The sequence below is a fragment of the Streptococcus sp. HMSC067H01 genome, assembly GCF_001814775.1.
In the GTDB taxonomy this organism is placed as follows: domain Bacteria; phylum Bacillota; class Bacilli; order Lactobacillales; family Streptococcaceae; genus Streptococcus.
The window spans coordinates 40,862-65,480 of sequence record NZ_KV817763.1 but is presented as its reverse complement, the minus strand read 5'-3'; the positions used below and the strand labels follow the sequence as shown (position 1 = coordinate 65,480).

27 protein-coding genes are annotated in these 24,619 nt (G+C 37.6%); 24 read left to right on the top strand and 3 right to left on the bottom strand.

What is annotated here, in order from left to right; all coding sequences use genetic code 11:
* Window positions 1–341 (top strand): LPXTG cell wall anchor domain-containing protein (locus HMPREF2987_RS00295; protein WP_142995323.1); only part of this gene is annotated, 341 nt, incomplete at its 5' end.
* Between the two features lie 683 nt (window positions 342–1,024).
* Here HMPREF2987_RS00295 and HMPREF2987_RS00285 read toward each other — a convergent pair.
* Both HMPREF2987_RS00285 and HMPREF2987_RS00280 read right to left on the bottom strand, forming a co-directional pair.
* Window positions 1,025–1,903 carry a LysR family transcriptional regulator gene (locus HMPREF2987_RS00285; RefSeq protein ID WP_075228865.1) on the bottom strand — a complete coding sequence of 293 codons (879 nt, stop codon included), beginning with the start codon at window positions 1,901–1,903 and terminating at the stop codon, window positions 1,025–1,027.
* A 122-nt stretch (window positions 1,904–2,025) separates the two neighbouring features.
* Window positions 2,026–2,376: a helix-turn-helix domain-containing protein gene (locus HMPREF2987_RS00280; protein WP_075228884.1), complete on the bottom strand. Its 351-nt coding sequence runs from the start codon at window positions 2,374–2,376 to the stop codon at window positions 2,026–2,028.
* A gap of 358 nt (window positions 2,377–2,734) precedes the next feature.
* Here HMPREF2987_RS00280 and HMPREF2987_RS00275 point away from each other — a divergent pair, with 358 nt between their 5' ends.
* The 22 genes from HMPREF2987_RS00275 to HMPREF2987_RS00180 all read left to right on the top strand — a co-directional run bounded on the left by HMPREF2987_RS00275 (window position 2,735) and on the right by HMPREF2987_RS00180 (window position 18,533).
* On the top strand, window positions 2,735–4,360 hold the full coding sequence (locus HMPREF2987_RS00275; protein WP_075228864.1) for a malolactic enzyme: 1,626 nt from the start codon (window positions 2,735–2,737) through the stop codon (window positions 4,358–4,360).
* A gap of 77 nt (window positions 4,361–4,437) precedes the next feature.
* Complete coding sequence (locus tag HMPREF2987_RS00270) at window positions 4,438–5,385, top strand: AEC family transporter (RefSeq protein WP_075228863.1); 948 nt, start codon at window positions 4,438–4,440, stop codon at window positions 5,383–5,385.
* Between the two features lie 778 nt (window positions 5,386–6,163).
* Window positions 6,164–6,424 carry a hypothetical protein gene (locus tag HMPREF2987_RS00265; protein ID WP_075228862.1) on the top strand — a complete coding sequence of 87 codons (261 nt, stop codon included), beginning with the start codon at window positions 6,164–6,166 and terminating at the stop codon, window positions 6,422–6,424.
* Between the two features lie 25 nt (window positions 6,425–6,449).
* Window positions 6,450–6,656: a hypothetical protein gene (locus HMPREF2987_RS00260; protein ID WP_075228861.1), complete on the top strand. Its 207-nt coding sequence runs from the start codon at window positions 6,450–6,452 to the stop codon at window positions 6,654–6,656.
* Between the two features lie 172 nt (window positions 6,657–6,828).
* Window positions 6,829–7,374 carry a T6SS immunity protein Tdi1 domain-containing protein gene (locus tag HMPREF2987_RS00255; protein WP_075228860.1) on the top strand — a complete coding sequence of 182 codons (546 nt, stop codon included), beginning with the start codon at window positions 6,829–6,831 and terminating at the stop codon, window positions 7,372–7,374.
* 353 nt (window positions 7,375–7,727) lie between these two features.
* Window positions 7,728–8,111, top strand: a complete 384-nt coding sequence (locus HMPREF2987_RS00250) for a hypothetical protein (protein WP_075228859.1) — start codon at window positions 7,728–7,730, stop codon at window positions 8,109–8,111.
* A 322-nt stretch (window positions 8,112–8,433) separates the two neighbouring features.
* Entirely contained in the window at window positions 8,434–9,105 is a 672-nt protein-coding gene (locus HMPREF2987_RS00245) for a hypothetical protein (protein WP_075228858.1), read from the top strand.
* A gap of 151 nt (window positions 9,106–9,256) precedes the next feature.
* A complete protein-coding gene (locus tag HMPREF2987_RS00240) occupies window positions 9,257–9,730 on the top strand; it encodes a hypothetical protein (RefSeq protein ID WP_075228857.1) in 474 nt (157 codons plus the stop codon).
* Window positions 9,731–10,019: 289 nt separating this feature from the next.
* Window positions 10,020–10,190 (top strand): Imm70 family immunity protein, encoded by a 171-nt coding sequence (locus HMPREF2987_RS10160; RefSeq protein WP_142995320.1) that lies wholly within the window; start codon window positions 10,020–10,022, stop codon window positions 10,188–10,190.
* A 390-nt stretch (window positions 10,191–10,580) separates the two neighbouring features.
* The gene (locus HMPREF2987_RS00235; protein ID WP_075228856.1) at window positions 10,581–10,997 is read left to right on the top strand and encodes a hypothetical protein; all 417 of its coding nucleotides are present in this window, start codon (window positions 10,581–10,583) and stop codon (window positions 10,995–10,997) included.
* Between the two features lie 414 nt (window positions 10,998–11,411).
* Window positions 11,412–11,828, top strand: a complete 417-nt coding sequence (locus HMPREF2987_RS10155) for a hypothetical protein (protein ID WP_083312394.1) — start codon at window positions 11,412–11,414, stop codon at window positions 11,826–11,828.
* Window positions 11,815–12,306, top strand: coding sequence for a hypothetical protein (locus HMPREF2987_RS00225; RefSeq protein ID WP_075228855.1), 492 nt, complete (start codon window positions 11,815–11,817; stop codon window positions 12,304–12,306). The genes HMPREF2987_RS10155 and HMPREF2987_RS00225 overlap by 14 nt, the downstream gene beginning before the upstream one ends.
* 181 nt (window positions 12,307–12,487) lie before the next feature.
* Complete coding sequence (locus HMPREF2987_RS00220) at window positions 12,488–12,808, top strand: DUF6881 domain-containing protein (RefSeq protein WP_075228854.1); 321 nt, start codon at window positions 12,488–12,490, stop codon at window positions 12,806–12,808.
* A 41-nt stretch (window positions 12,809–12,849) separates the two neighbouring features.
* Window positions 12,850–12,999, top strand: a complete 150-nt coding sequence (locus HMPREF2987_RS10915) for a hypothetical protein (RefSeq protein WP_180364482.1) — start codon at window positions 12,850–12,852, stop codon at window positions 12,997–12,999.
* Window positions 13,000–13,111: 112 nt separating this feature from the next.
* Entirely contained in the window at window positions 13,112–13,372 is a 261-nt protein-coding gene (locus HMPREF2987_RS00215) for a hypothetical protein (protein WP_075228853.1), read from the top strand.
* 64 nt (window positions 13,373–13,436) lie between these two features.
* Window positions 13,437–14,000, top strand: a complete 564-nt coding sequence (locus tag HMPREF2987_RS00210) for a hypothetical protein (protein WP_075228852.1) — start codon at window positions 13,437–13,439, stop codon at window positions 13,998–14,000.
* Window positions 14,001–14,388: 388 nt separating this feature from the next.
* Window positions 14,389–14,901, top strand: coding sequence for a GNAT family N-acetyltransferase (locus HMPREF2987_RS00205; RefSeq protein ID WP_075228851.1), 513 nt, complete (start codon window positions 14,389–14,391; stop codon window positions 14,899–14,901).
* 146 nt (window positions 14,902–15,047) lie between these two features.
* Window positions 15,048–15,734: an XRE family transcriptional regulator gene (locus HMPREF2987_RS00200; protein ID WP_075228850.1), complete on the top strand. Its 687-nt coding sequence runs from the start codon at window positions 15,048–15,050 to the stop codon at window positions 15,732–15,734.
* A gap of 3 nt (window positions 15,735–15,737) precedes the next feature.
* Window positions 15,738–17,153 (top strand): Y-family DNA polymerase, encoded by a 1,416-nt coding sequence (locus tag HMPREF2987_RS00195; protein ID WP_075228849.1) that lies wholly within the window; start codon window positions 15,738–15,740, stop codon window positions 17,151–17,153.
* Window positions 17,150–17,512 carry a hypothetical protein gene (locus HMPREF2987_RS00190; protein WP_075228848.1) on the top strand — a complete coding sequence of 121 codons (363 nt, stop codon included), beginning with the start codon at window positions 17,150–17,152 and terminating at the stop codon, window positions 17,510–17,512. The genes HMPREF2987_RS00195 and HMPREF2987_RS00190 overlap by 4 nt, the downstream gene beginning before the upstream one ends.
* Entirely contained in the window at window positions 17,505–17,789 is a 285-nt protein-coding gene (locus HMPREF2987_RS00185; RefSeq protein ID WP_075228847.1) for a DUF5960 family protein, read from the top strand. The genes HMPREF2987_RS00190 and HMPREF2987_RS00185 overlap by 8 nt, the downstream gene beginning before the upstream one ends.
* 48 nt (window positions 17,790–17,837) lie before the next feature.
* Window positions 17,838–18,533: a hypothetical protein gene (locus tag HMPREF2987_RS00180; protein ID WP_075228846.1), complete on the top strand. Its 696-nt coding sequence runs from the start codon at window positions 17,838–17,840 to the stop codon at window positions 18,531–18,533.
* Between the two features lie 111 nt (window positions 18,534–18,644).
* Here HMPREF2987_RS00180 and HMPREF2987_RS10150 read toward each other — a convergent pair whose 3' ends face one another.
* Window positions 18,645–23,918, bottom strand: coding sequence for an SIALI-17 repeat-containing surface protein (locus HMPREF2987_RS10150; RefSeq protein WP_083312393.1), 5,274 nt, complete (start codon window positions 23,916–23,918; stop codon window positions 18,645–18,647).
* A gap of 273 nt (window positions 23,919–24,191) precedes the next feature.
* Between HMPREF2987_RS10150 and HMPREF2987_RS00170 the strand changes: the two genes are divergently transcribed.
* Window positions 24,192–24,437 carry a YneF family protein gene (locus HMPREF2987_RS00170; RefSeq protein WP_004251708.1) on the top strand — a complete coding sequence of 82 codons (246 nt, stop codon included), beginning with the start codon at window positions 24,192–24,194 and terminating at the stop codon, window positions 24,435–24,437.
* The last annotated feature ends 182 nt before the right edge of the window (window positions 24,438–24,619 follow it).

Below are 24,619 nucleotides of genomic sequence, written 5' to 3'. Positions count from 1 at the left end.
CCGACCATGACGCATACCTTGCTGAACAACAACGTTTGCAAGCTTTGAAAGATAAAGCAGATGCAATCCGTAAGGCAGGTGGTCAACCTCAAGAAGTCACTAACGCTGACGGTAAAGTAGTTGATATTGTAGATGCTAAGGCTCAAAACAAACCTGTTAATGTTGCTACGATGGGAACTAAAGACGATAAAACATATCAAGCTCCTGCACAAACTACAAATACAAAAGCAGAACCTAAGAAACAACTTCCAAATACAGGAACAAAGGATTCAGGACTTTTAGCATTGCTTGGAGCAAGTGTTGGACTACTTGCTTTAGCTGGAAAACGAAAATTTAGATAAAAAAGAAAGAGAGCGTTATGCTCTCTTTTCTATGGTGTTGCTCTGATATGTAAAGATTTTATATAAGGTAAACTTTTGATATTCTGGTTCGATTTTTGCTTATTTTTGATGAAAGTTTACCTTATTTTGATGAAATTGATTAAAATTAGTTGAAATTTTATTTTTTGAAAACTTATGAAAACGTTGATTTTAAAGCACTTTGAAATTAGATGAAATAAGTGGTGCCCCAACCAGGTCTTAAGAAAGCTCGTAAAGCTAGCCAGTTCTCTAAACGTTAATTCGTTGCGGGACAGCAGAATACAAACGAAAACACTTTGCATATTGCAAGGTGTTTTTTTCTATGAGAACTGGCGGTGCGCAATTAGGATAGCTCTAGCGACTTTAGTCGCATAGAGATATGCTATGCACAGTTGCCCCAAGAAAACAAGCGAAGCGATGTTTGATTGGATGGCAACCACTGCACTCAAAACGTTCTTCGAAAGAATTACTATACTTACAAAGAGCACCTTTCGGGGTGTTCTTTTTTTATTGATATCTTGTAGATTTGTAATTAGAAATCTCCTTGAAGGGTATCGGGTAAATGAAAAATTCGGCGATCATATCCTATTTCTTCGTGCTTTAGTCTAATACCTATAATGTAAAAAACTCTAGCTATCAGGTAGTTGATAGTTAGAGTTTTTTTTCTATTCATATGATTTAATGAGATTAAATAAGGCTTCTACTTCTGATGACAGTGTAGCTGATTTGAGATAAGCATAATAAACTGTAAATGTTATCTGGTCCTCCGGTATTAGAGGGATTTTTATTAAATCATCATCTTCATCAGAAAGTGCGATATCAGCCAGCAAACTAAGGCCAATCCCTTTCTTTAAAAGTTCTTTAATGATGACAATGTCGTCACTCTTAAAGAATATTTCTGCCTTGTTTTGATGCTTTTGATTAAGTAATTCAAAAGCTTTCAGGTGAACAAAGTGTTCGTCTAAAAGTATAAAGGATTGATCTACTAAATCTTCAAAAGCGAGGGAAGGAGCAGTAGAAAGGGGATGGTTCTTAGATAAAACGACATACAGTTCTTTATGAAAGAGTTCATGTGTCTCTATTGAGGGATGATTGAGTGGTTCAATCAAGCCGAGTAGGCTTGCATCAAGGTCTCCCTTGAGGAGAAGATTTAATAACTCTACGGAGCCACCGCGGATAGGGCGTACTTTTTTTAAAAAATCGAATTTATCTTTTTCGTTTAAGGCAGCAAAGAGATACTGAATGATAATAGGAGGGAATCCTACAGTAGAGTATTGGGCCAAGGAGCGATTGATTTCTTTGCGAGTAGAAATAACTTCAGGTAAGATCTTTTCTGTATGCCTTAGAAGGATTTGTCCTTGAGGAGTGAGTTTGAAGGAACGATGCGAGGGATCATGGTGAATCAATTTGCAATTAAAAGATTCCTCTAAGCGCTTGATGGCATAAGAAATAGATGGTTGGCTGACTTTGTGTTGTTTTGCTACTTCCGTATAGGATTGAAGCTGGCAGAGATCATAAAAATATTGTAGATCTTTTAAATTCATAGGGGCTCACTTTCATTAAATGGAGAAAAAATTGGAAATCGCCAGATAAATAAATCTTATCCGTATCCTACAATTTGACTATACGAGTATTCGCCGGTTAAAATGTAAGTGAGTCAGGGATATCAAAGGTTATCTAAGATACTTTCAAAAATGACCAACATCTTTTCTCGTTTATCAATAGGGAGCTGTTTAATCTTCATGTTGATTCTTTTGAGTGAAAGATTGTCGGTCTTATCAGAGGTTGATTCAAGGCTATCAAAATTGAAAAATTCCTCTGGGGTCATCTTTAGGGCGACAATCACTTTTTCAAGACTGTGAATGGTCAGATTCACATTTTGGTTTTCGAGTTGATTGATATACTTAAGCCCAAGTCCTGCTTGTTCCGAAAGTTCTTCCTGGCTCATTTTTTTCTGTGTTCGAAAATATTTCACTTTTTGGGAAATATAGTGTTGTAAATAGTTTTTATTCGTCATATAAATAGAATACAAGTTTTGCATGACAAAAAAACATCTTAAAAAATACAAAGTATTGCATAACAAACTTATATAATATTTATTTTAATTCGGATTGCCAATTTGTATGATTAGTTTCTTTTACTCGAAACTTTTAGTAAAGAGTGATCATCGAGAGTTTTATGAGTTCAGAACTTTATAAAATATAACAACTTAAAGTGCCATTAACAATAGTGTTTTAAGTATAAAGAGCTTATTAGAAAATTGCCTTCGTAGACTCATTATAACATATGCGTACACAATAGTATTTTTAAAACAACAAAGTTTTCCAAACAATTCATTTTAAGTGGTATAATAGAAGTAAAAAGGAGGTTGCACTATGACTGCACATGATATTTTAAACAACCCTTTCCTCAATAAAGGTACTGCCTTTACCTTAGAGGAGCGAAAGGAACTAGGTCTTATTGGTTTACTGCCACCGTATGTTCAAACGATTGAAGAGCAAGCGGCGCAAACTTATGCACAAATGCAAACAAAAGCCAATGATTTGGAAAAGCGTCTTTTCCTAATGGAAATTTTTAACACTAACCGAACTCTTTTCTATTACCTCTTTTCTCAACATTTGGAGGAATTCAATCCAATTGTATACGATCCAACCATTGCAGATACCATTGAAGGCTATAGTGACCTCTTTGTAGATCCACAATATGCGGGATATCTTGATATCAATCATCCTGAAAATATTGAAGCCACTTTGAAAAATGCTGCTGGGGATCGCGAGATTCGTCTCATTGTTGTAACAGATGCAGAAGGAATCCTTGGAATCGGTGACTGGGGAACAAATGGTGTCGATATTTCTGTCGGGAAATTGATGGTCTACACGGGTGCTGCTGGAATCGATCCTTCTATGGTTCTTCCTTTAGTTATTGATGCAGGGACTAACCGTGAAGAACTTCGTAACAACCCTAATTACTTAGGAAATCGTCACGAACGGGTTCGCGGAGACCGTTACTACGACTTCATTGACCAATTTGTTCAAACAGCAGAACGTCTCTTTCCTAAACTCTACCTTCACTGGGAAGATTTCGGTCGCTCAAATGCTGCCAATATTCTTGAAAAATATCGGAAACAAATCCCAACTTTTAATGATGATATTCAAGGTACAGGAATCGTTACCTTAGGTGGTATCTTTGGTTCATTGGATATTAGTGGTGAAAAATTAACAGATCAAGTTTATCTCTGCTATGGTGGTGGTACTGCGGGTGCAGGAATTGCCGCTCGTGTTCTTCGTGAAATGGTAAGTGAAGGTCTTTCTGAAGAAGAAGCCTATAAACGTTTCTTTATGGTTGATAAACAAGGTCTTCTCTTTGATGACATGGATGACCTGACACCAGAGCAAAAACCATTTGCTAAGAAACGTGCTGACTTTAGTAACGCAGACAAGTTGACTGACCTGCTTGAAGTAGTGAAGACTGTGAAGCCAACCATTCTTGTAGGAACTTCGACCCAGCCTAATACCTTCACTAAAGAAATAGTAGAAACTATGTGTGAAAATACAGAACGTCCGATGATTTTCCCTTTGTCAAATCCAACCAAACTAGCAGAAGCTAGTGCTAAAGATTTGATTGAATGGTCAGATGGCAAAGCTTTTGTCGCAACAGGAATTCCTGCTGATACGGTTTCTTATAAAGGTGTCGACTATGTGATTGGTCAAGCCAATAATGCCTTGATTTACCCAGGTCTTGGTCTAGGTATGCTAGCTTCTGAAGCAAGTCTTTTGACTGATGAAATGATTGGAGCAGCAGCTCATTCATTGAGTGGTATTGTCAATCCAGGCCAACCAGGAGCTCCTGTCTTGCCACCATTCAAGTATGTAGCAGATGTTTCTATTAAAGTAGCAGAAGCAGTCGCTAAAAAAGCACAAGAGCAAGGTCTTGCGCGTGCTAAGGAAACAGATATGGCCAAAGCGGTTCGTGATTTGAAGTGGTATCCAGAGTATAAATAATTCACTGCTGCTGTCTATCCTTCGCTAGCGGCAGATTTGTATGGGCTGTGGACTTAAGTAATTTAGAAAGGATACCTATGTCACTCTTTTTAACCTCGATTACGAGTATCATTCCGATTATCGCTATCATTGTTTTGGGGTATATTCTTCAGGTGAAGGGATGGTTTGGAGATGCCTTTGGACCTAACCTATCTCGTTTGATCATGAATGTAGCCTTGCCAGCGTCAATCTTTGTGTCGGTAATGAAATACCTAACACTAGATAAACTAATCAGTCTTTCTGGAGGTCTCTTTTATACATTTGTGGCCTTTATCTTGGGATATATCGTAGCTTATATTGCAGTTGTGGTTTTCAAGGTTCGTCCAGGACGGCGAGGAACCATGATTAATACCTTTGTGAATGCCAATACTATTTTTATTGGTTTACCTTTAAACGTTGCTCTTTTTGGGGATCAGGCTCTTCCTTATTTCTTAATTTACTATATCACCAACACGATTTCCACCTGGACATTGGGCGTGTATTTGATGACGAGTGACAGTAAATCGGGTCAAAGCAAGGAGACAAGTAAATTTGACTGGAAGAAATTGCTACCAGCTCCTCTTGTAGGTTTTCTTGTGGCTCTGCTATTTTTGATTCTCCGAATCTCTATTCCAGATTTCGCAACGAATACCTTAACCTATATTGGAAATATCGTCACTCCCCTATCTCTGATTTATATTGGTATCGTTCTTGCAAAGGCAGGCTTGAAAACTATTACTTTTGATAAAGATACAATTGTCACTTTAGTTGGACGCTTTATCCTAGCTCCTCTAATCATGATTCTTGTATTGAAGTTCTTTGCACCAAATATGGCGACAGTAGAATTTAAGACCTTTATGATTCAGTCCGCTACACCAGCTTTAGCTGTTCTCCCGATCCTTGCTAATCAGGGAAAAGGAGATGTGGAATTCTCTACGAATGTGGTGACTCTAAGTACGGTTCTATTTATCGTTGTTATTCCAATATTACAAACTTTGTTAGGATAAGAAGGAAGAGGATAGGATTGAAAGTTTTACGTTAAGAAATTGCACTATCATAGATACATCTATTCCTAATTCTTGAAATCAAAATCGGCAGGAACTCTTCGGACGTTTCCTATCAAGCGCTTTTGAGCTGTCCTAAAAGCCAGACTGTTCAAATCAGGTCTTAAGAAAGCTCGTAAAGCTAGCCAGTTCTCTAAACATTAATTCGTTGCTGGACAGCAGAATACAGACGAAAACACTTTGCATCTTGCAAGGTGTTTTTTCTATGGGAACTGGTGGTGCGCAATTAGGATAGCTCTAGCGACTTTAGTCGCTTACAAATGTGGCTGTAACCTGACCAAGTCGGTGGTAACAAAAGATTAATCGATACGATACGATCAGTGTTTACGGATATTTAAGGATTTTCACTTGGTGTCTTTTTAGGGGAGGACTTGACTATGTATGAGAAAGATATTATGATAGTCAGGACGGTAGTTGATTAAGGCAGTGACTGAAGGCCGAAGTAGCCAAATAGTTTGAGTTTCTACGGTTGATTTGCTTATGACGAAGCCGATGGCAGGGGATTTACTAGTCACGAGGCCACGCAAGGATATGATTCCTGTTCAACAACTAGAATTGCCTGGGGCGACTAGTAAACTACTTGCCTTGCTGGTACGATAACTTGTGTTAGCTTTACCAGTGTCTAAAATTACATCTAAATCAGATTTTTATGTGTAGAACTTTGCCATCAACGTTTTATCATCATATGGATTCTAAGTATGCTGAACAGACAATGAGGACCATGGAAGCCCCTAAAAGTTACATCGGTTTATCTAAATTTGATTTAGCTAGTAAGATGCAAGATGCTTATCAAATATCTCCTTCTTGGAGTAATGTGAAACTTCGTGGAGAGTTCGATATACTTCAGATAATGGATAATGTGTATGTTCCTAAGGAAGCCGGAGATACAGGAAAAGTTTTGGAGCCAATCACATCTTATTATCCCGAATATGGGAAAGGAGGCTATCCACAATTGAAAACTAATTCGGTAATTGAATTTTAAAAAGTGGATCTTATAGGTGACTAATATGAATTATGATGATGTTAAAGAAAAATTATGTAATATTATTATTAAATACATTGATAATCCTGAAATACGTTTACAAATGTTAGAGCAAGCAAATTCTGTTAATACTGTGAGAGGTGTACTCTATAGTTTAGACACAGAAAAAAACAGAGATTTAGCTCAAGAGGAGATTGATTTTTGTAAAGATTTATTTTTTTACTTCGGTTAAAAATAAAATTTTCTAGAGTTTGGGATATATTCTACGATAATTTCGCTATAGTCTAAAATTTTACAGCAATTACTATTAAAGATAATGTTGTGGACGAAATCGTTAGAACCACACCTTATTAAGATTTAAATAAAATTTACTTGAATGTTAAATTACAATACTAGGAGAAAAAATGAACTTACAATTTATCAAATTTGCAGCGATGCCAGAAGAAGTCATTGAAAAGTATGCCTCAAAAGTTCCAGACGAATTAGTGGAATTGTGGCAACAATATGGACTGGGCTTTTTACTTGATGGTTATCTAAAAATTATCAATCCAGAAGAATATATAGAATTTGTACAAAAGACCTATTTTAGAGGTGATTTATCTATTCCTGTTTTTATAACTGCATTTGGGGATATTATCACTCTGGAGGAAGGAGACTATCTGAGAATTGTAGAATACAAGGAGGAAAATTTCACCACTATTTTAGAAGATATGTACTATTTTCTAGAAGATTTAGAGGATGAAGAGTTGTTAAAGGACTATTTTGATATTCCTTTTTATGAAGAAGCGGTTAAGGAGTATGGGAGCTTGGACTACAATCAATGCTTTGGCTTTGTTCCTCTTCTGGTACTGGGAGGAAAAAGGGATTTAGCCAATATTGACAAGGTTGGCATAAAAGAACATTTAGAACTCATTACTCAGATTACAGGTGGAGTGGGATTTGAGAACTAAGAAACAATAATTACAAAGTGAAGTTGAGATGATGCGATCTCAACTTCATTTTAAAGGTAACTTTTTCTGTAAAGAAACGGGTGAAAAATTAAATACCGAACCTAAAATATTAGGGATGCATGGAACAACTACTATGGTAGATATTGCAACTGAGATAGAGAATTGATCATAATCCCTTCGTTGTTAGAAAAAACACAAGAACCTCTCAAGTGTTGACAGTTGCAGAAGTTCTTAGAAATCACTGGCATGTAACCGATAATACCGGTAATCCATTGCATAATAAACTACTGTTGAGCAGCTGCTACGTAATAAACTAACTATTTCTACTGCAAGACCTAGAGGGAGTACGAATAATGGAAAATAAAACGATATACACTCTTCCAATGTTTTCTTCACTTTTGTCTGAGTTACCTCAAATAACTTTTTCAGGTACAACTATTTGTATCAATTTAAAGGGATATGACTATGATGATATCTATTCAGAAGTTGAATTGATCTTTCAAGAAGTCCACTATTTTTCAAAGGTAAACGCATTGTTTTCGGTAAACACAATCGAAGCTTATGATAAAGTTTTAGAAATATTTAATTCATCAATTATACTACAGTTAATGGAAGCGAACAGGAATCTTTTTGAAGAAATGAACAAGCGCCAGAAATTAAAGCATTATTCTTTATATCTTGATGGTTATGATGGATATAATATAGTTTGCAAGTCCATAGAAATCAAAGAGTTATAAGATTTTAAGGCAATAAACAATTAGCAAATTAGGATTATACCTTGCTTTGCATATAAAAAACACTTGAAGAAATTGATTCAAGTGCTTTTACTGTTCAATAGGCACAAAGTTTCCCAACAATCATTCAAATAATGCGAGGCCTATCCTCATATCAGGCTCTGTAGCAGGTTTGACTAAGGATGGCCAAGTCGTCGTATCCAGTTGCTATAACCTATATGGGGCAAGAAAGACAAGCACAGACACAATAGGTCAGCCACAATGGATATTGGGTTAAAAGACGGACGATATATAGGTACTAAAATTAGATATGGAGAGTAAATCTATGGAAGTTAAAACTTTATTTTCTTTTTCTAAAGGAGCGGAAATAATGCTTGAATCTGGTATTATTTCAGATAATGAGGATACTATAGTTCTTATAAAATCTAAACATAATCATACTTTCATTAATTTTGGATATGTAGATTATTGTTATGTATATAATAAACATCACTTCTCCAGTCACAATTTAGAAAATCTTGAAGCAGGGCTTTATAAATTAGAAAGTAATCATCAAGTACAAGAAATACAACGTTACCTATTGATTAGTGATTGCTTTATAATAGATATTGTAACTGATTTTTCCCCGCAAATTGATACATCACCTACTGCTTATAATATTGAACACACAAAATATTTATCGTCAGATAAGATCGTTTCTGATAATTGGGAGAAATTGTCTATTCCGAAAGATAATTATTTATCAGGCTTAAGGATGAACAATAAAGGAGAATTATTAATTTTATTAATTGGGAATAACTACTCACTAGGAATTGAAATACGAGATTTTGTAAGAATCCAATTTTGTGAGGAAGGGAGAGATATATATGACGCTTTCGTTGATATGGATCAATTGATGAAATCTAATGAGAATCTGTATGTTTATAGAACTGCTGATAAAAAAATCTATACTATAGAAGGGATGTTGAACTATAATTTTAGAGTTGAATATTTATAGTATGTCTGCTATATGATAAAGAAAACCACTCCAAATTATAGTTATAATGACTGTGTGACTGTTCCATTAATTGGAAGCATAAGAAAAGATATCGGTAGTCATCATTACAATGCCCATTCTATTATCGAAAAAGAAATGAGGTTTTTTCTAAATGAAAGAAAAATATATGGATATGAAGTATATTCTTGAGTGTTTTAGAGAAGGTAATATGGAAATTCCCTTTGAGATAGAAATATTAGATAGCACTGAAGGATTGCAACATATAGAATCTAGTGAATGGGAAGAGCTTGTTTGGGAATTTCGTAGTGAATTCTTACTTAAGAACAAAGGCCAGGTCAGATCTGGAATAGGAAAAATCTGGAATGAAAATGCAGCCTACTTTCGTAAATCTATTGAACCTATATTAAAAGAATACCTACAGAAAAATTTTTTGCCACAGGCATGCATAGATTCTATTTTATTTGATGTAAGCACTCTTAGAAACTATAAATTACTGCAAGACGATTTTGGGATAGAGTCTTCTTTTCATGATGATTTACTTTTGATTTATGAGGGAGGCTACATTCCAGTTGGCTATCAAGGGACTTATCCAGAGGGGCACTTTAAGGTGATGAAAATGGTTTAACCTAACATGAATAGGTCCCATTGAGCTTATAAAGTATTTTACACTTCATACAGAGGAGAGCACAGATGTTTTCTATATGAATTGTTCTGCAAACTGACATAGTCACTTGTCTCAAAAGTTCAATCAATACAATTGTACCAAGCTTTCGAAACGCTTCATGGTTCACACCATGAGGTGTTTTTTAATGAATTTTAGAAAAGCCCATACAACTTTACTTGAAAGAATGCTATAATAGCTTAGAATGAGAGATTCTCTGTTGAAATAAATTAATGGGGGATTACGATGTCACTTGCCTAAAGGTTGGCTTGTTCTATTAGACAATTGGATTTTGAATTCCTTTTTTTCGACTGTCTTTATACGTCTTGAAAATGCAAATTGGGGTAGTCCTTATCCAATCCTTATGAACGAGTTGTATCAGGGGAGAGTTTCAGTATATTATTTAAAGAATTGTCTACTCTAACTACAGAGTATTGGCATAGAGTTTAGCAAATTATCGTCTTATAATAATATTTTGGGCTTTGAACATGCAAGTTCTATGGAAAAAGTGTTGAGATTTCTAGTTTGTAGATTTTCTTGATTGCTTCATCATGCTAGGAAGATTGATTTTAAGTGACTATTAAAGTTTGAGAATTCGGATACTTTGACAATTAAGAATATCTATGGTGCTTTTAAAGTGACAAAAATTTTAAGACTTATAAGTATTTTTGACGATAGAATTCAGATCAAACTGAAATCAATCAGAATGCAAACGGTCAAAGACTAGAGTAGGGCAAAAAACTGCTGCATATCCATGGTAGCGATGGTATAATCGGCATGATAGTTGTTACTGTAATAAGCGAAGGAAATAGACATGATAGAATTTGAAATAAGGGAAAAACAAGATAAGATAAATCAGACGGAATATTGGGATGGTCGGATTCTAGATTTACAAATATTATATTTTGGTGATGAAGTTCATCTATATATAGAAAGTTATTATGAGAATAAAGTAGATTTAGAGGAATGTTGGAAAGTCAGTTTCCTTGCTTGTGCAGCACTGAATTATGAGACGGATGCACAAAATCGCAAAAAATTTAAAGTAAAAGATTTTACACAAAATCACTTGTATACCTGTCAAGAGATATCTCTTGAATATTACGATGACAGTTTTTTTCAAACCAGGATAGTTTTAGAAGGATTAGTCAAGTTCAATATCATTTCTAGGGATGTTACTGTTGAAAGAATCAAACGATCAGAACATGATTTTTTCTGGAGGAATAAGTCATAAATGTATTCAATTAATAGTGTGGTTGAAAGTAATACCAAAAAGATAAGGAATTCCTCCAGCTGGCACTTGTGGTGAATGAAGACAATGGAGAGGCCAATTTAGTAATAATGGAACGAGATGAAGATATGTCATATGAATTTTTTAAAAAATTATTATCCTATGGGGAAGAGTTTGTTCTATATTATCAAGATAGAAAGTTTTATATCAGTTAAAGGAAAGACTTAGGGAAGTTATATTTTACGGTTTCTGAGGAAGCCTATCACATTTTTTATAGCCCAAAGGAACTTTTATCAGCACCATTAATCGATGGTGAGACCTTATTAGAAAGATGGAATGATCTTGCAGTTTATTAAGTCTATCCCAAAAGTTGATCATCTTATTCAAGTTATTACATAAAATCAGCAGAGGTGGGAAATGAGAGTAGTTTTATTGCCAATTTATTATAAAAATGATAATAGAATAGAAACGTGTCAGATTTTTATTAGAGATAGCGAAGAATTATGTATTTTTGATGTTGATAGAGATTCGGGTTTTAAACGCTATGAAGCTGACTCTTTCTTTGAGGCGCTTACGAACTATCGTCTGGATTTGGAAAAGGAAGGCGGAATTCTCCAATGCAATGGAGCTGACAAGTGTGTATTTCCTTCTCCGATGCAGCTGAATTTTGGAGGAGAAAAAGCCTATTTCTTGGAAATGGGAAAACAAGCCAGTTTAAACAATGTTTATGAGATTTTTGACCAAGATAAACCAAACTTAAACTGTGTCAGTGTCGCAGAACAGAAACAATTTTATGATGATTGGTTTACTAGCTTAGTAGGTGGGACCAATTAACCCCTCAGTTTTAAAGGAACGACTAGAAAAAATCTTAGTAACCTATGTTTTGGACCGTGTGACAGATGAAAGAATTGTAGATGGACATTATTACAGAAAATTAGGAGAATACGAGTTGAAAATAAGTGGACAATTGTTAAAGGATAATCAAAAGCTGACTTTTTTTGAGATTCTTTCCCAAATACCATCTAATAGTGAAGATTGGTATATCTTTGAATGTGATGCTGTAGGAAAAGCTCCAAATAATCTGCCTATGCCAGAATTTGAAGATCTAGTCTTAAATTCAAAATATGGCTATCCGATGAGTTGGGATGGACTTTTAAAATTTTCAAAGGGAATAGAGGATATAAATAATTTAATAGTTGTTTCCTCTGCAACTCCTGTTGAATTTGAAGCTTTAGAAAAAGGTGCAGAAGCTTTGCAAGTAAGAGTGGAAATATACGATAGTAGTGCCTGGGAAATTGAATTTTATTGCTGACCTTGTAAAGTTGACAGTTACTATTTGAGTATACTTGATACATAGAAATAGGAGAGGACATTCTCTTACTGGATAATTCAATCACTGAATCAGTTGAAATGAAACGAAAGACTTACTTAGTCCATTATCTAAAGAAAGCTGATTTTGATTGGATAGATAGTTTGGGAGTTAGGGGGATTGGATGTTGTATTATAAAACAATTTGGAATCATACGAATGACTGTGATCCGATCATAATGTATTCTGAAATAGACGAGGAACGCTATGAAACAAAACGATTAGATATATTTCTTGATGGACACGTAACTTACTTTGATACTCGGACACCCTTGGAGTTGGGAGAAGCTCCATACCCAAGTGATTTTGATGCAATAAATGCTACAGGGGAGTTTGATGTGTCTGAAATATCAGCAATCGATTTTGAAAACATTCTAAAAATGTACGACACAGAAGCTTTAATCGAGGATTATTGTATCAAATTAGCTAGATGGGCAGAAAGGTAACAAGTATTTGCCATTTTTCAATAGTTAGAGGGGGAACATTTATGCCAGATATTACATTTAATCATTCTTTTTTTTCCTATCCACAATCATTAAAGGATTTAGTTTCCGAAGGTAGGGTTGATTTTGCTGTAAAGACTTTATTGACACAGGAAGGTGGAATTCCAGAATTATTCAGGAAATTTATCTTATGACAGGAACAATCTTCATTTGTCAAAGAGAGAATTTTGGTAACTTGAATCTCCAGGCCTATGCGATAAGGAAGTTCAACATACCCCTAATAAAAATAGAAAGACTAGATAAAGCATGACAGATAAGCAAGCACTATTTTTACAAGAACTACAAATCATCCAGGAGCAAGCTGTAAATATGAATATCCATCAGAGTGATTTAACTAAAGAAGAACTGCTTTTTAATGTTAGTTATGATACTTTGGTTTTGATGATGGAATTGTTGGATGGCTATCGTAATATGAATTTAGAGTTATCTGATAAAGAGAGTAAGGAAGTTTTAAATAAGAATATACAATTACATGATGGGGTTGTTGATTTTTTGAAGTCATTTTAATTTAGCTAAGATGTGACATGTGCTCTAATCTCCATAAAATAGGGAGTGAATAGGAGGAGAGGAAATGGTTGGAGATCTTTTGAAAATCGATAGGATTAAGACGCTATTGCTCGAGAATGGGATTTCTTTGGAACCAGGTCTAAGTGATGAAGAAATACAAAAAGTTGAGACAATCTATGGAATTGAATTTCCTGAGCAGTGGTTGGCAGTCTATCAACAATTATTGCCTATTTCAGAAGGTTTTTATAACTGGAGAGATTTCTCAGCTGAAAATATAGAACATATGAAACGGAACCTAGCTGCTCCCTATGATGGAATTTTGAACAGTTTGGATGAACTGGTGTGGGATGCATCTTGGGGGATCGAGCCGACTACACTCTTGGACAGAAATGTACAAATCAGGAAAATATTGGGATCAGCACCTCGCTTAATCCCCTTATGTGGGCATCGTTTTCTCCCTAGTTATGAGAATCAGGAGATGCCGATTTTATCAGTAGTGGATTTAGATATTATTTATTATGGCAAAGACTTATACGATTATTTTGAGATTGAATTTGGAAATAGAGAACTTTCTCTGGCTTTAAAAGAATATAAGCAAGTACCCTTCTGGACGAGTGACTTTTATTAAATGTTTTTACAAAGATAACTGGTCGCACCCTTGAAAACTTCATCTTACTTTGCAAATGTGCTAAACTCACGATTGGAATTTCTAGATGTCAAGTTAGAGTTTGATCTGTAACTAAATGCCAGGATAAGAGTCGTATTTGCTCTGATAGGAAAGCATGTATCGCTGTGGGTTAGTGCTTTTAAAACAGCTTCCATAGGCGTTCCAGCCTGTTTAGCAAGATGTTGGAATTTATGAGGACCTTGATGGATATTATTTTTCTTCATAGTATCTTGTGTTATAATGTAGATACGATATGAAAAAATTAAGATATCTCTTTAAGTTCTGTAAATGTCACTTTGTGTGAACATGAGTAAATTTGAGTTTAGAGAATGATAGGAGATGGTTTACAATGATAAGTTTAGAGTTGATGTCTGAAGAAAATAGTATAGATATTTATTCTTTTGAAAAAGAAAATCGGGAGTATTTTGAGCGGAGTCTACCTCCTAGACCAGCCCACTATTTTGACTTAGAAGGTTTTAAAGAAATTACAAGGGAATTGTTAAGGGAACAAGAGAATCATGATGTCTACATGCATCTTATTAGAGATGCACAAGGTGTTATGGTTGGAAGAATCAATTTAAGTGTTTTAGGGAAGGATAGAAAAACAGCAGAACTTGGATATAGGATTGGAGAAAATGTTACTAATTTAGGATATGCCAGCGAAGCGGTTAAACTCGTTTTAGAAAAGGCCTTTACTACTTATGGTTTACATAAGATTATCGCGGGGACGGCAACGTACAATCTGGCTTCTCAGAGAGTGCTTTTAAAAAATGGTTTTACCTTTAGTAAAATCATAGAAAATGACTTTCAAATGAATAACGAGTGGATTCATACGGCAGTATTTGAGATAAGGAAGCTATAGCATCATCATTACCAGCCGTTTGCCAAAACTTAACATTCCTAGTAGACATTTGTCTACTTTTTTTATATAATAAAACTAAACCAAAATGGTTGAATTTTTAAAATCAAGTCAACTTACGATGAAAACACCACACTAGGAGGTAAAATATGTACCAACCACAAAAACTCAAGGCTCGTAGGAAAGAGCTAAAACTAACACAGAAAGAGATTGCAGAGAAGCTTGGCATTAGTTTTCAGGCTTATTCAGCTTGGGAGCGTGGAGTCAAGGAACCTTCCAAAGAAAAGGTTAGTCAGCTAGAGAAAATCTTAAAAGTACCAAAAGGCTATTTCACCCAAATCGAAATCGTACGTCTCTATAATAGCCTCTCTAATCAAGGGAAAGAAAAGGTGGTAGTCTATGCTCGCAACTTGGCTCAAGAAGAACAAGCCAAGAAGGTGACTGCTATTTCAGAAAAACTCTACGAGTATCATGTCTATGAACGCATGTCGGCTGGTATCGGTGCTTCAGTTTATGATGATCGAAACTTCGATACGGTTTATTTCAATGAAGAACTGGCTCACGATTTTGCTTCCTGGGTCTCTGGAGATTCTATGGAACCCAAATATCAAAACGGTTCAGTAGCTCTGATTCGAGAGACCGGATTTGATTATGACGGAGCGGTCTATGCAGTGGTTTGCAATAACCAGACCTATATCAAACGGGTCTACCGAGAAGCAGAAGGTTTACGTCTAGTCTCCATCAATCCTAAATACAAGGATATTCATATTTCTTACGAAGAAGATCCGCGGATTGTAGGCATTATCGTGGGTAATTTTGTACCGATGGAGGGATAGCCTATGGGCTACTTTGATTATTCCAGAGAGCCCCAAAGTGATATTGCCTTTGTCGATATGAAGTCCTTTTATGCCAGTGTTGAGTGTGTAGAAAGAGGGCTCCATCCTCTCAAAACCTCCCTTTGTGTCATGAGTCGGGCGGATAATTCTGTTGGGCTTATTCTTGCCTCCTCGCCTATGTTTAAAAAGGTCTTTGGGAAAGTAAATGTAGGTCGTGCTCATGACCTGCCTTTTGATATCAAGACGCGCAAATTTTCCTACTACAATGCTAAGAAACAAGGCTTACCTACAGATTCAGCTTATGTGAAATTTATCGAGGATTGGGCTCAAGTGACCGTCATTGTCCCTCCTAGGATGGATAAGTATATCGCAGTCAATCTGGAAATTCAGCGTATTTTTCAGAACTATGGCAGTCCAGATGATATTTATCCTTATTCAATTGATGAAGGCTTTATTGACCTAACCAGTTCGCTCAATTATTTTATCCCAGATCAGCAGATTTCTCGTAAAGATAAGCTGGACATGCTTTCGGCTCGTATCCAGAGAGATATCTGGCGACAGACCGGGATTTACTCGACAGTCGGTATGTCTAATGCCAATCCTCTGCTTGCTAAGTTGGCTTTGGATAATGAAGCCAAGCACACACCGACTATGCGAGCCAATTGGTCTTACCAAGATGTGGAGGATAAGGTCTGGTCTATTCTAAAGATGACTGACTTTTGGGGGATTGGGCATCGGATGGAGAAGCGTTTAAATAGCTTAGGTATTTATTCAATTAAGGAATTAGCCAATAGCAATCCGGATTTCCTGAAGAAGGAGCTTGGGCAAGCTGGACTTCGCTTGTGGTTTCATGCCAATGGAATAGATGAGAGTAATGTTCACAAGCCTTATAAAGCCAAATCTCACGGCTTAGGCAATTCACAAATTTTACCGAGAGATTATGTCAAGCAGCGAGACATCGAAATTATCCTTCGAGAGATGGCTGAGCAGGTGGCTATCAGGCTTCGACGGGCCAGGAAGAAGACGACAGTTGTGTCTATTCATCTTGGATTTTCTAAGCAGGAACAAAAACGCTCCATCCATACCCAGATGAAGGTTGAGCCGACCAATAGTACCGGTCTTTTAGTCAGTTATGTACTGAAATTATTTCATAGTAAATATACTTCTGGGGCCGTCAGGAGCGTTGCCGTTAGTTATTCAGGATTTGTGGACGAATCCTTTGCATTGATTTCCCTTTTTGATGATGTTGATAAGTTAGAAAAAGAAGAAAGGCTCCAGACTGCCATTGATTCGATTCGAGAACAATTCGGCTTTACTTCTCTCTTGAAGGCGACTGCTTTAGAGGACGCATCGAGAAGTATTGCTAGAAGCAAGCTGATCGGAGGGCACTCTGCTGGAGGATTAGATGGACTAAAATGATTGATCGCTCTTATTTGCCCTTCCAATCCGCTAGGGACTATCAAGATCCAGGCATGCAGAAGTGGATGGGCTTTTTTCTATCGGAGCATACGAGTTCACTCAGTGCAGAAAAAAATCGTGTGGATTTATCGACAGATTTGAATTCAGTCGAGAAGTTGTTGCTACTTTCCCAGCTCTACGTCGGACGACAAAAAGGCTCTTTTATGGTCAAGGAGAAAAATCATAAAAGCATGATATTGGGTGAACTAAGAGAACTATCTCCTCAAGAAATCTCTGTTAAAACTGATGAGGGCTATAGATTAATAAGGGTAGATGATATTCTCGCAATCCAACTTTGTCAGGAGGAAGTTGATGACTAGAAAAGAGTTATATGAAAACAAGCTGCAGATGGACTATTTCTCAGATGACTATATTCGTTTCGAGGAAGATTTCCAAAAATACTCTGCCATGAATGTACCCCTGACTTTTTTGATTGATGATATTCTACGCACCATGGCCATTAACCAAAAGAACTACTTTGTCTTGAACAAGGAAAATGCCAAGGATGCTAGGGAACATTGGTTTTATTTTAGGGTGAGGATGGAAAAAGATTGTCCAGGGACCCGAAACTATACCTATCTAGGACTTAAGAGTTGAAGGATAGTAGGGTCAAGGGAATTTTACAAAAATTAATAGAGGTAGTGTATGAATGAAAAATTAAATTTTTTAAAGAAATATGTGCCATCTGGAGAGATGGTCGAGATTTTATCTAATTTTGAAAATCTGTCCAGCCATATTATTCCACAATATTGGCGCGATGCGTTTCAAACATCCGATTTTTCTAAAAGAAAACAAATCATCCTAGGAGAGTGGAAAAAATATCTAGCTGAAGAACTCAGTAATACAATCTCATATCTAGAAGAATTTTCAGAAGATATAGAACTTATCAAAATTGGAAGCAATTACTCATTGCTTTATTCAATTAGAACGTATCGAAGCAATAGCTTGGTTTTTTATGAGGGCAAAATGCCGATTTCGGACCAAGAGTTTACAGATCACTTTAATCAGTCCAAACTAGAACTTGACGGAAGTATCCGTGATTTCTATACACACATTCATGCAGGTTTTAATGATTTTACGAGTAAAAGTATGGGATTAGACGACCTAGATATGATTGAACCAATAGCAGATTATGATTGGGAATTTGATGAGCAGTTAACAGCTGACATTTCCTGTTATTACAATTTTTTTAGCAATGGTATGGGAACGTATCTCGTATTAGACTTGTCTAAACCAATAGATAAAGGAGGTGTATTTTGGTCAAAGGATGAGTTACCAGAATCTCCGATACCTTTTTGGGATTATGTAGATGAGTGGATTATTTTGGGTCTTGATTTCTAGGTGTTTGGTTGTCAGTGATTTTATTGATAAGGTTGAAACAGAAAAAGGATGGAATGATTTTCCATCCTTTTTTATATAGGAATAAATTTTTATTCCTGGGGGGGACAATTTTTAATCTTTCTTACTTTTTAGTAAGAAGGCAGCCGAGAGGGCTAGGCTGAGACTTGCCATAAAGAGGAGAGGACTAGTTTGCTCACCAGTAGCTGGAAGTTGTTTTTCATTCGTAGAAGCTTTGTCATTGGCATCTTTTCTTTGAGCCAATGGTGTTGTAGTTTCTACCTTTGTTTCTTCTGTCTGGGCTAGCACTGGTTTAACAGTTGTGCTCTCTGTCTTATAGACAATAGCATAGGTGTTCAGGTCAAGAGCGATAAACTCAAGATACCCATCTCGGATGGTGAATTCTTGTGATTTCAAGTCTTTTGTCGGAGTTAACTGATAGAGTTCTTGGACAGCACCTGAAACTGGTAAACGAACGAGTACAGCACCTTTTGGTTGAACTGGTTTGCCATCTTTATCCTTGAGTTGAAGGGCATAAGCATCGTATTTTTTGCCTAAGAGTTCTTTGTTTTCAACTTTTTGACTGTCAAGGTAGCTTGCTCCTTCGAGTTCAGTTGTTCCACTAATAACTTGAGCTCTTGTGGTCTGATCTTTCATTACTTTGAGTTTAAACTCAGGAAGTGTGATACTTGGTGCTTCTTGTTCACCTGCAGTACCGATAGGCTCAGTGTATTCAGGAATTACCACAGAAGGTGCTTCTTGGTCTCCTGCAGTTCCAATAGGTTCGGTGTATTCAGGAATTACTACAGAAGGTGCTTCTTGTTCACCCGCAGTGCCGATAGGATCTGTGTATTCAGGAATTACTACAGAAGGTGCTTCTTGGTCACCCGCAGTACCGATAGGCTCAGTATATTCAGGGATAACCACAGAAGGCGCTTCCTGATCACCCGCAGTACCGATAGGCTCAGTGTATTCAGGGATAACCACAGAAGGCGCATCTTGGTCTCCTGCAGTGCCGATAGGTTCGGTGTATTCAGGAATTACCACAGAAGGTGCTTCCTGGTCTCCTGCAGTGCCGATAGGTTCAGTGTATTCAGGAATTACTACAGAAGGTGCTTCTTGTTCACCCGCAGTGCCGATAGGATCTGTGTACTCAGGAATGGTTACAACTGGAGCGGGCTCATCCCCTTTACTTGTAAGGATTTTTTCTTCAACTGGAGCAGTTTCGTCCTTAGGAAAGACAGCTACAACAGGACTAGTAGTTGTTGTACCTTGGATGGCATAAGCTTCTATCGAATTGCCAGCTTTACGATCTGTAGCCTCAGGAATATCTAGTTGGACCTTGTTGTCCTTAATGGTTAATACTGTTTGTTCGCCTGATGTGACAAGATGGTCATCATCGACTTTTCTGAGTAGAAGAGGATCTTTGATACCAGGGAAGGTCACAGCGACTGCATCCCAATTACCAGCTGGTAAGGTTAGAGTAACAGTCTTGTCTTCTTTCTTAACGGCTTCAAGGCTTGGACTATCGAGTGACACGGACGGAGCTTTTAAGATATCAAAGGAATCAAGAGAAACTTTCTTTCGTCCTTGGGGAGAATTCGGATCTACTTTCAAAGTAAGAACGTGATCGCCATCTGCTAGATTGGTAAATTCGCCAATTAATGCACCTTTTTCAGTCGCTCCTGGAGTGTAGAAGTCAAGGGCTGGCATCTCTTTTCCATCCAGTGTGACAAGTGCCTTGCCTAGTGATGCTGTTTTTAATCCATAGATTCGGATACCTGTTCCAGAGAATGGGATGGTTGCAGTGGCTTCAGAAGCAAGGCTATCATCAGCGTTGATGTCAGCGTATTTTTCTGTAGAAGCATAGAGTTCTGCATCGCTCCAATCCTTAAACATGGAACCATACAGGATACGAGGGTCACGGTCGTCAATCTTCTCAACAGTTGCTCCTTGGCCTGGGAAGACTTTGAAGTAGTCGAGAGAAATTTTTGCACGCTCGTTTGTACGTCCTTTGTGCTCGCGCTTAACAGTGATGGTCATGAGGTGAGAACCTGAAGAAAGATTTGTGTAACGTCCTATTAATACACCTTTTTCAGTTGCTCCTGCAGTATAGAAGTCAAGTTCTCCAACAGATTTACCATCGATTTTAACGTCAGCAAGTCCCAATTGAGATGACTTGAGTCCGTAGATTTCAATACCAGGTCCATTGAAAGGAATAGTTGCAGTCGCATCCTTATCGGAGTAATTTCCATTTGAGATATCGGCGTATTTTTCTGTTCCACCAAAGAGTTCTGAATCAGCCCAGTTTCCATAAGCAGAGCCGTACTGGATGCGTTTGTCACGGTCATCCATCAACTCACTGAAGGCATCGATAGAAGCAGGATCTGAAACTGGTGTTGTACGATCCCCTAGCATAGCCTTAACGGTATAGGTATAGGCGTGACTAGAATCAATTGAGCGATCGATAAAGTGAGTTTGGTTGGTGATGAACTCACGAACGCTAGGAGTTTGGCTGTTTTCATCCTTGCTTTCTCGTCGGATGACATAATGACTTGCTCCCTCAACTGCATTAAAGTCGAGTTCAGCTGTGACGGAATCTTTTCGAAGGGCTGATAAGCGAGTCACTCGTCCAGGGAAGTTTTCAAATGTAATGACATCACCCTTTTGAGTAGCAAGCTTAATACGGTTATCTTTGATACGGGTAGCTTGGACTTCCTTACCATTGATCTTAATCAAAGTTGCTTCAATATTTGGATAGTCTACAACCAAATCTCCACCAACATTTGAAAGGAAGGTGAGGGATTCAAGATTCTTTTCTTGCCATTTCATGCTGACTTCAAAGTTGCCACGGGCTACAAGACCAGAAACTTGCCCGTCTTTCCAAGCATCTGGAAGGGCTGGTAATGGTGCGATATAACCTGTGTGAGACTGAAGGAGCATTTCTGCCATCCCGCTGGTTGCGCCAAAGTTACCATCAATTTGGAAAGGCGCGTGCGTATCCCAGAGGTTTTCTAGGGTTGAAGATCTGAGCTGTTCAGCCAACAAACGGTGGGCACGATTTCCATCTAGGAGACGAGCCCAGAGGTTGATTTTATTAGCCTTAGACCATCCAGTACCACCATCTCCACGGTGATTCAAGCTAGCACGCGCAGCCTCCAGGTATTCAGGTTGATCCTTGCTAAATAGGGTACCAGGGAAGAGTCCGACCAGATGAGAAACGTGACGGTGGTGATTTTCAATACCTTCGTTGGTGAACTGAGGGCTGTCTTCCTCAAACCACTCCTTGATACGACCATCTTGATTGATATGAAGTGGCTTTAACTTATCAAATTTAGCCTTAACTTCTGTTACAAGGTCTTGATCCACTTTCAGATGGTTAGCCACTTCCATGTAGTCGTGGAAAAGTTGCCAAACTAGAGACTGGTCGAAGGTATTCCCAATCGTGATAGTTCCATGCTCTGGTGAGTATGATGGAGAAGATACCCAACGGTCACTTGCTTGGTCATAATGCAGGAAGGAATTCCAGAACTTAGCAGTTTCCTTGAGCATTGGATAAATCTTTTCTTTAAGATAAGTTTCATCCTTGGTGAATTTGTAGTAGTCATAGACGTTCTGCATCATCCAAGCATTGGCAGCCGGAGACCAGCCCCAATAGTAGTTCCAACCAGGAGTAGTCCAGCCAAATGGTGTCGCCTGGGTATGAACCAGCCAACCGTTTTCTTGACCTTCTTTGGACTCGATACCTGCATATTCTTTAGCAGCGATACGACCGTAGTAGCGCATGTCATCGATATAATTGATCATTGGCTTAGCCGTTTCTGCAAGATTGTTCATGTAGGCAGGCCAGTAGTTCATTTGTAGGTTGACATTGAGGTGGTAGTCTGAGTTCCAAGGTGGATTATCTACAGCATTCCAGACCCCTTGCAAGTTGGCAGGGAGGGCATCTGTCCGATCACGAGACGAACTGATCAGTAGGTAACGTCCGTATTGGAAGAAGAGTTCTTCCAGTTTTTGTCCTTTTGTTGGATTATAGGTTTGAAGAGCTTCTTTTGTAGTTTGATTAGACTTGCTACCACCGAGGTTTAATTGAACACGATTAAAAAGGCTTTGGTAATCCTTGATGTGGTCATTTTTCAGAGTCTCATAGTCTTTGGCTTTAGCAGCTTCAACGATAGATTTGACAGTATTTTCTACGTCAATATCCTTGCGATAATTGGTTTTCGGATTTTGAGCAAAATTAGTCTTGGCGCTGAGTAGTAGTGTTGCATAACTTGCTCCTGTAACAGTCAAATAACCATCTTGAGCAGTAACTTGTCCATCTGTCTTGATACCAAGATAAGAGGCAAATTTAAGACCGTTGTCTTTGACAGTTCCCTTGAGTAAAATACCATTAGAATCAACGCTAACAGTCCCTTGTTTGTATTTAGAATTCTCCCAAGAATAATCTCCATTAGCAAGTAAATCTTCAGTCAAGCTATTCCAAAGTGTAAAATCAAGGGTCTTATCTCCTTTTTTACTCAAGTGGGTGACAGTAACATCGTCTGGGAAGCTAGAGAAGGTCTCACGTTTGAAGCTTGTCCCGTCTTGGGTATAAGAGGTAGTTGTGATAGCTTCAGAAATATCCAAGCCACGGTGATAATCTGTGACAGTATCTAACCCTTTCTTCTGGTTGTTAAAGACCATAAAGATATCACCGAAGGCTAGGTAGCGACCATATTGGGCATTATTAGGCCCAACGAGATTTCTTTCAGCTAGGCGTTTGGCTTTTTGACGGTCACCGTCCTCTAAAGCCTTACGGATTTCTGCCAGGACTTTGTAGCGATCTTTGTAGTTTCCACCGTTGTAGTCTTGACTATCTGGTTGCGGGCCTCCAGACCAAAGTGTTTTTTCATTGTACTGGATTCTTTCTTCGCCAATCAAACCAAAGACTTTGGCACCCATTTCTCCATTTCCGACTGGAAGGGCTTGTTTTTCCCATCCGTCATAGGAAGGAGCAGTTGGTTGGTTGTAATGTAGTTCGTAATGTTCTTGTTTGTTCACAGGAAGTTCTGGTTTCTCGCTCTCCTTATTTTCAGCAGGAGCGGTAGCTGTACTTGTATCTGACTGACTACTTGTTTGAGGTAACTCTGGTTCTGTGATGGTTTGCTTCTCAGATGATTCAGCTATAGGCTGAGTCTCTGTGTTAGAAGTAACAACTTCCTCAACTTTCGTATCCGGTTTAGCAGAGGTTTCAGTAATTGTTGCCTCACTTTCCGTAATTTCGATACCATCAGCAGCCACGCCCTGTGCTGCTAAAAAAACAGCTCCTAGTAAAACAGAGGCAGCTCCGATGCTCAATTTTCGGATGCTATACTTGCAGGATTTTTCCCAATATCTTTTATCCACAAAATTCTCCTTTCTCATGTCTGGAAGCGCATACATTTTATTGCAAAAAAATAAGTCTTCAGAAATATATGTGATTTTTTCGGATAATCTTAATATAACAAATAAATGGAATTATTGCAAGGGCTTTCAATGAAAATGGGCTTATTTTACTAAGTATGAAGTATTTGCTAATTACTTAGGAAATCACAGTGGATGTAAGCGTAAATCAAACTAGTCAGGCGGGGGACTTTATGGTATAATATAGAAGACTCAAAAAGAAACAGGAGAAATATTATGGATCTTATTTTGGCAATTGTCTTGATTGTTTTAGCTTTTCTAGGGGGAGCTCTTGGAGGAATGTACTTGGTACGTAAGCAAATCGAAAAAGAATTTGCGGATAACCCACGTTTGAACGCAGAAGCAGTTCGTACTCTGTTGAGTGCAAATGGTCAAAAGCCAAGCGAAGCTAAGGTACAACAAGTGTACCACCAAATCATTCGCCAACAAAAAGCAGCCCTTGCTAACAATAAAAAGAAATAAATAGGAAAAGTCTGGGATGAAAGTTCCAGACTTCTCACTATATTTGACTTATATTTAAGGATAAGACTTTTTCCTTGCATTCTATTGATATTTGATTATGATTAAGAGGGAGACAGTTGGGAATTTGCCAGTCTGTCAGCACTTTCACTAAGAGATGTAATGATAATGAACTATCAATCAGA

Excerpts from the sequence above, each read along its gene's own strand:
- HMPREF2987_RS00285 (WP_075228865.1), bottom strand. The coding sequence starts at position 1,903 with ATGAATTTAAAAGATCTACAATATTTTTATGATCTCTGCCAGCTTCAA.
- HMPREF2987_RS00280 (WP_075228884.1), bottom strand. The coding sequence starts at position 2,376 with ATGACGAATAAAAACTATTTACAACACTATATTTCCCAAAAAGTGAAA.
- HMPREF2987_RS00275 (WP_075228864.1), top strand. The coding sequence starts at position 2,735 with ATGACTGCACATGATATTTTAAACAACCCTTTCCTCAATAAAGGTACT.
- HMPREF2987_RS00270 (WP_075228863.1), top strand. The coding sequence starts at position 4,438 with ATGTCACTCTTTTTAACCTCGATTACGAGTATCATTCCGATTATCGCT.
- HMPREF2987_RS00265 (WP_075228862.1), top strand. The coding sequence starts at position 6,164 with ATGGAAGCCCCTAAAAGTTACATCGGTTTATCTAAATTTGATTTAGCT.
- HMPREF2987_RS00260 (WP_075228861.1), top strand. The coding sequence starts at position 6,450 with ATGAATTATGATGATGTTAAAGAAAAATTATGTAATATTATTATTAAA.
- HMPREF2987_RS00255 (WP_075228860.1), top strand. The coding sequence starts at position 6,829 with ATGAACTTACAATTTATCAAATTTGCAGCGATGCCAGAAGAAGTCATT.
- HMPREF2987_RS00250 (WP_075228859.1), top strand. The coding sequence starts at position 7,728 with ATGGAAAATAAAACGATATACACTCTTCCAATGTTTTCTTCACTTTTG.
- HMPREF2987_RS00245 (WP_075228858.1), top strand. The coding sequence starts at position 8,434 with ATGGAAGTTAAAACTTTATTTTCTTTTTCTAAAGGAGCGGAAATAATG.
- HMPREF2987_RS00240 (WP_075228857.1), top strand. The coding sequence starts at position 9,257 with ATGAAAGAAAAATATATGGATATGAAGTATATTCTTGAGTGTTTTAGA.
- HMPREF2987_RS00235 (WP_075228856.1), top strand. The coding sequence starts at position 10,581 with ATGATAGAATTTGAAATAAGGGAAAAACAAGATAAGATAAATCAGACG.
- HMPREF2987_RS10155 (WP_083312394.1), top strand. The coding sequence starts at position 11,412 with ATGAGAGTAGTTTTATTGCCAATTTATTATAAAAATGATAATAGAATA.
- HMPREF2987_RS00220 (WP_075228854.1), top strand. The coding sequence starts at position 12,488 with ATGTTGTATTATAAAACAATTTGGAATCATACGAATGACTGTGATCCG.
- HMPREF2987_RS10915 (WP_180364482.1), top strand. The coding sequence starts at position 12,850 with ATGCCAGATATTACATTTAATCATTCTTTTTTTTCCTATCCACAATCA.
- HMPREF2987_RS00215 (WP_075228853.1), top strand. The coding sequence starts at position 13,112 with ATGACAGATAAGCAAGCACTATTTTTACAAGAACTACAAATCATCCAG.
- HMPREF2987_RS00210 (WP_075228852.1), top strand. The coding sequence starts at position 13,437 with ATGGTTGGAGATCTTTTGAAAATCGATAGGATTAAGACGCTATTGCTC.
- HMPREF2987_RS00205 (WP_075228851.1), top strand. The coding sequence starts at position 14,389 with ATGATAAGTTTAGAGTTGATGTCTGAAGAAAATAGTATAGATATTTAT.
- HMPREF2987_RS00200 (WP_075228850.1), top strand. The coding sequence starts at position 15,048 with ATGTACCAACCACAAAAACTCAAGGCTCGTAGGAAAGAGCTAAAACTA.
- HMPREF2987_RS00195 (WP_075228849.1), top strand. The coding sequence starts at position 15,738 with ATGGGCTACTTTGATTATTCCAGAGAGCCCCAAAGTGATATTGCCTTT.
- HMPREF2987_RS00190 (WP_075228848.1), top strand. The coding sequence starts at position 17,150 with ATGATTGATCGCTCTTATTTGCCCTTCCAATCCGCTAGGGACTATCAA.
- HMPREF2987_RS00185 (WP_075228847.1), top strand. The coding sequence starts at position 17,505 with ATGACTAGAAAAGAGTTATATGAAAACAAGCTGCAGATGGACTATTTC.
- HMPREF2987_RS00180 (WP_075228846.1), top strand. The coding sequence starts at position 17,838 with ATGAATGAAAAATTAAATTTTTTAAAGAAATATGTGCCATCTGGAGAG.
- HMPREF2987_RS00170 (WP_004251708.1), top strand. The coding sequence starts at position 24,192 with ATGGATCTTATTTTGGCAATTGTCTTGATTGTTTTAGCTTTTCTAGGG.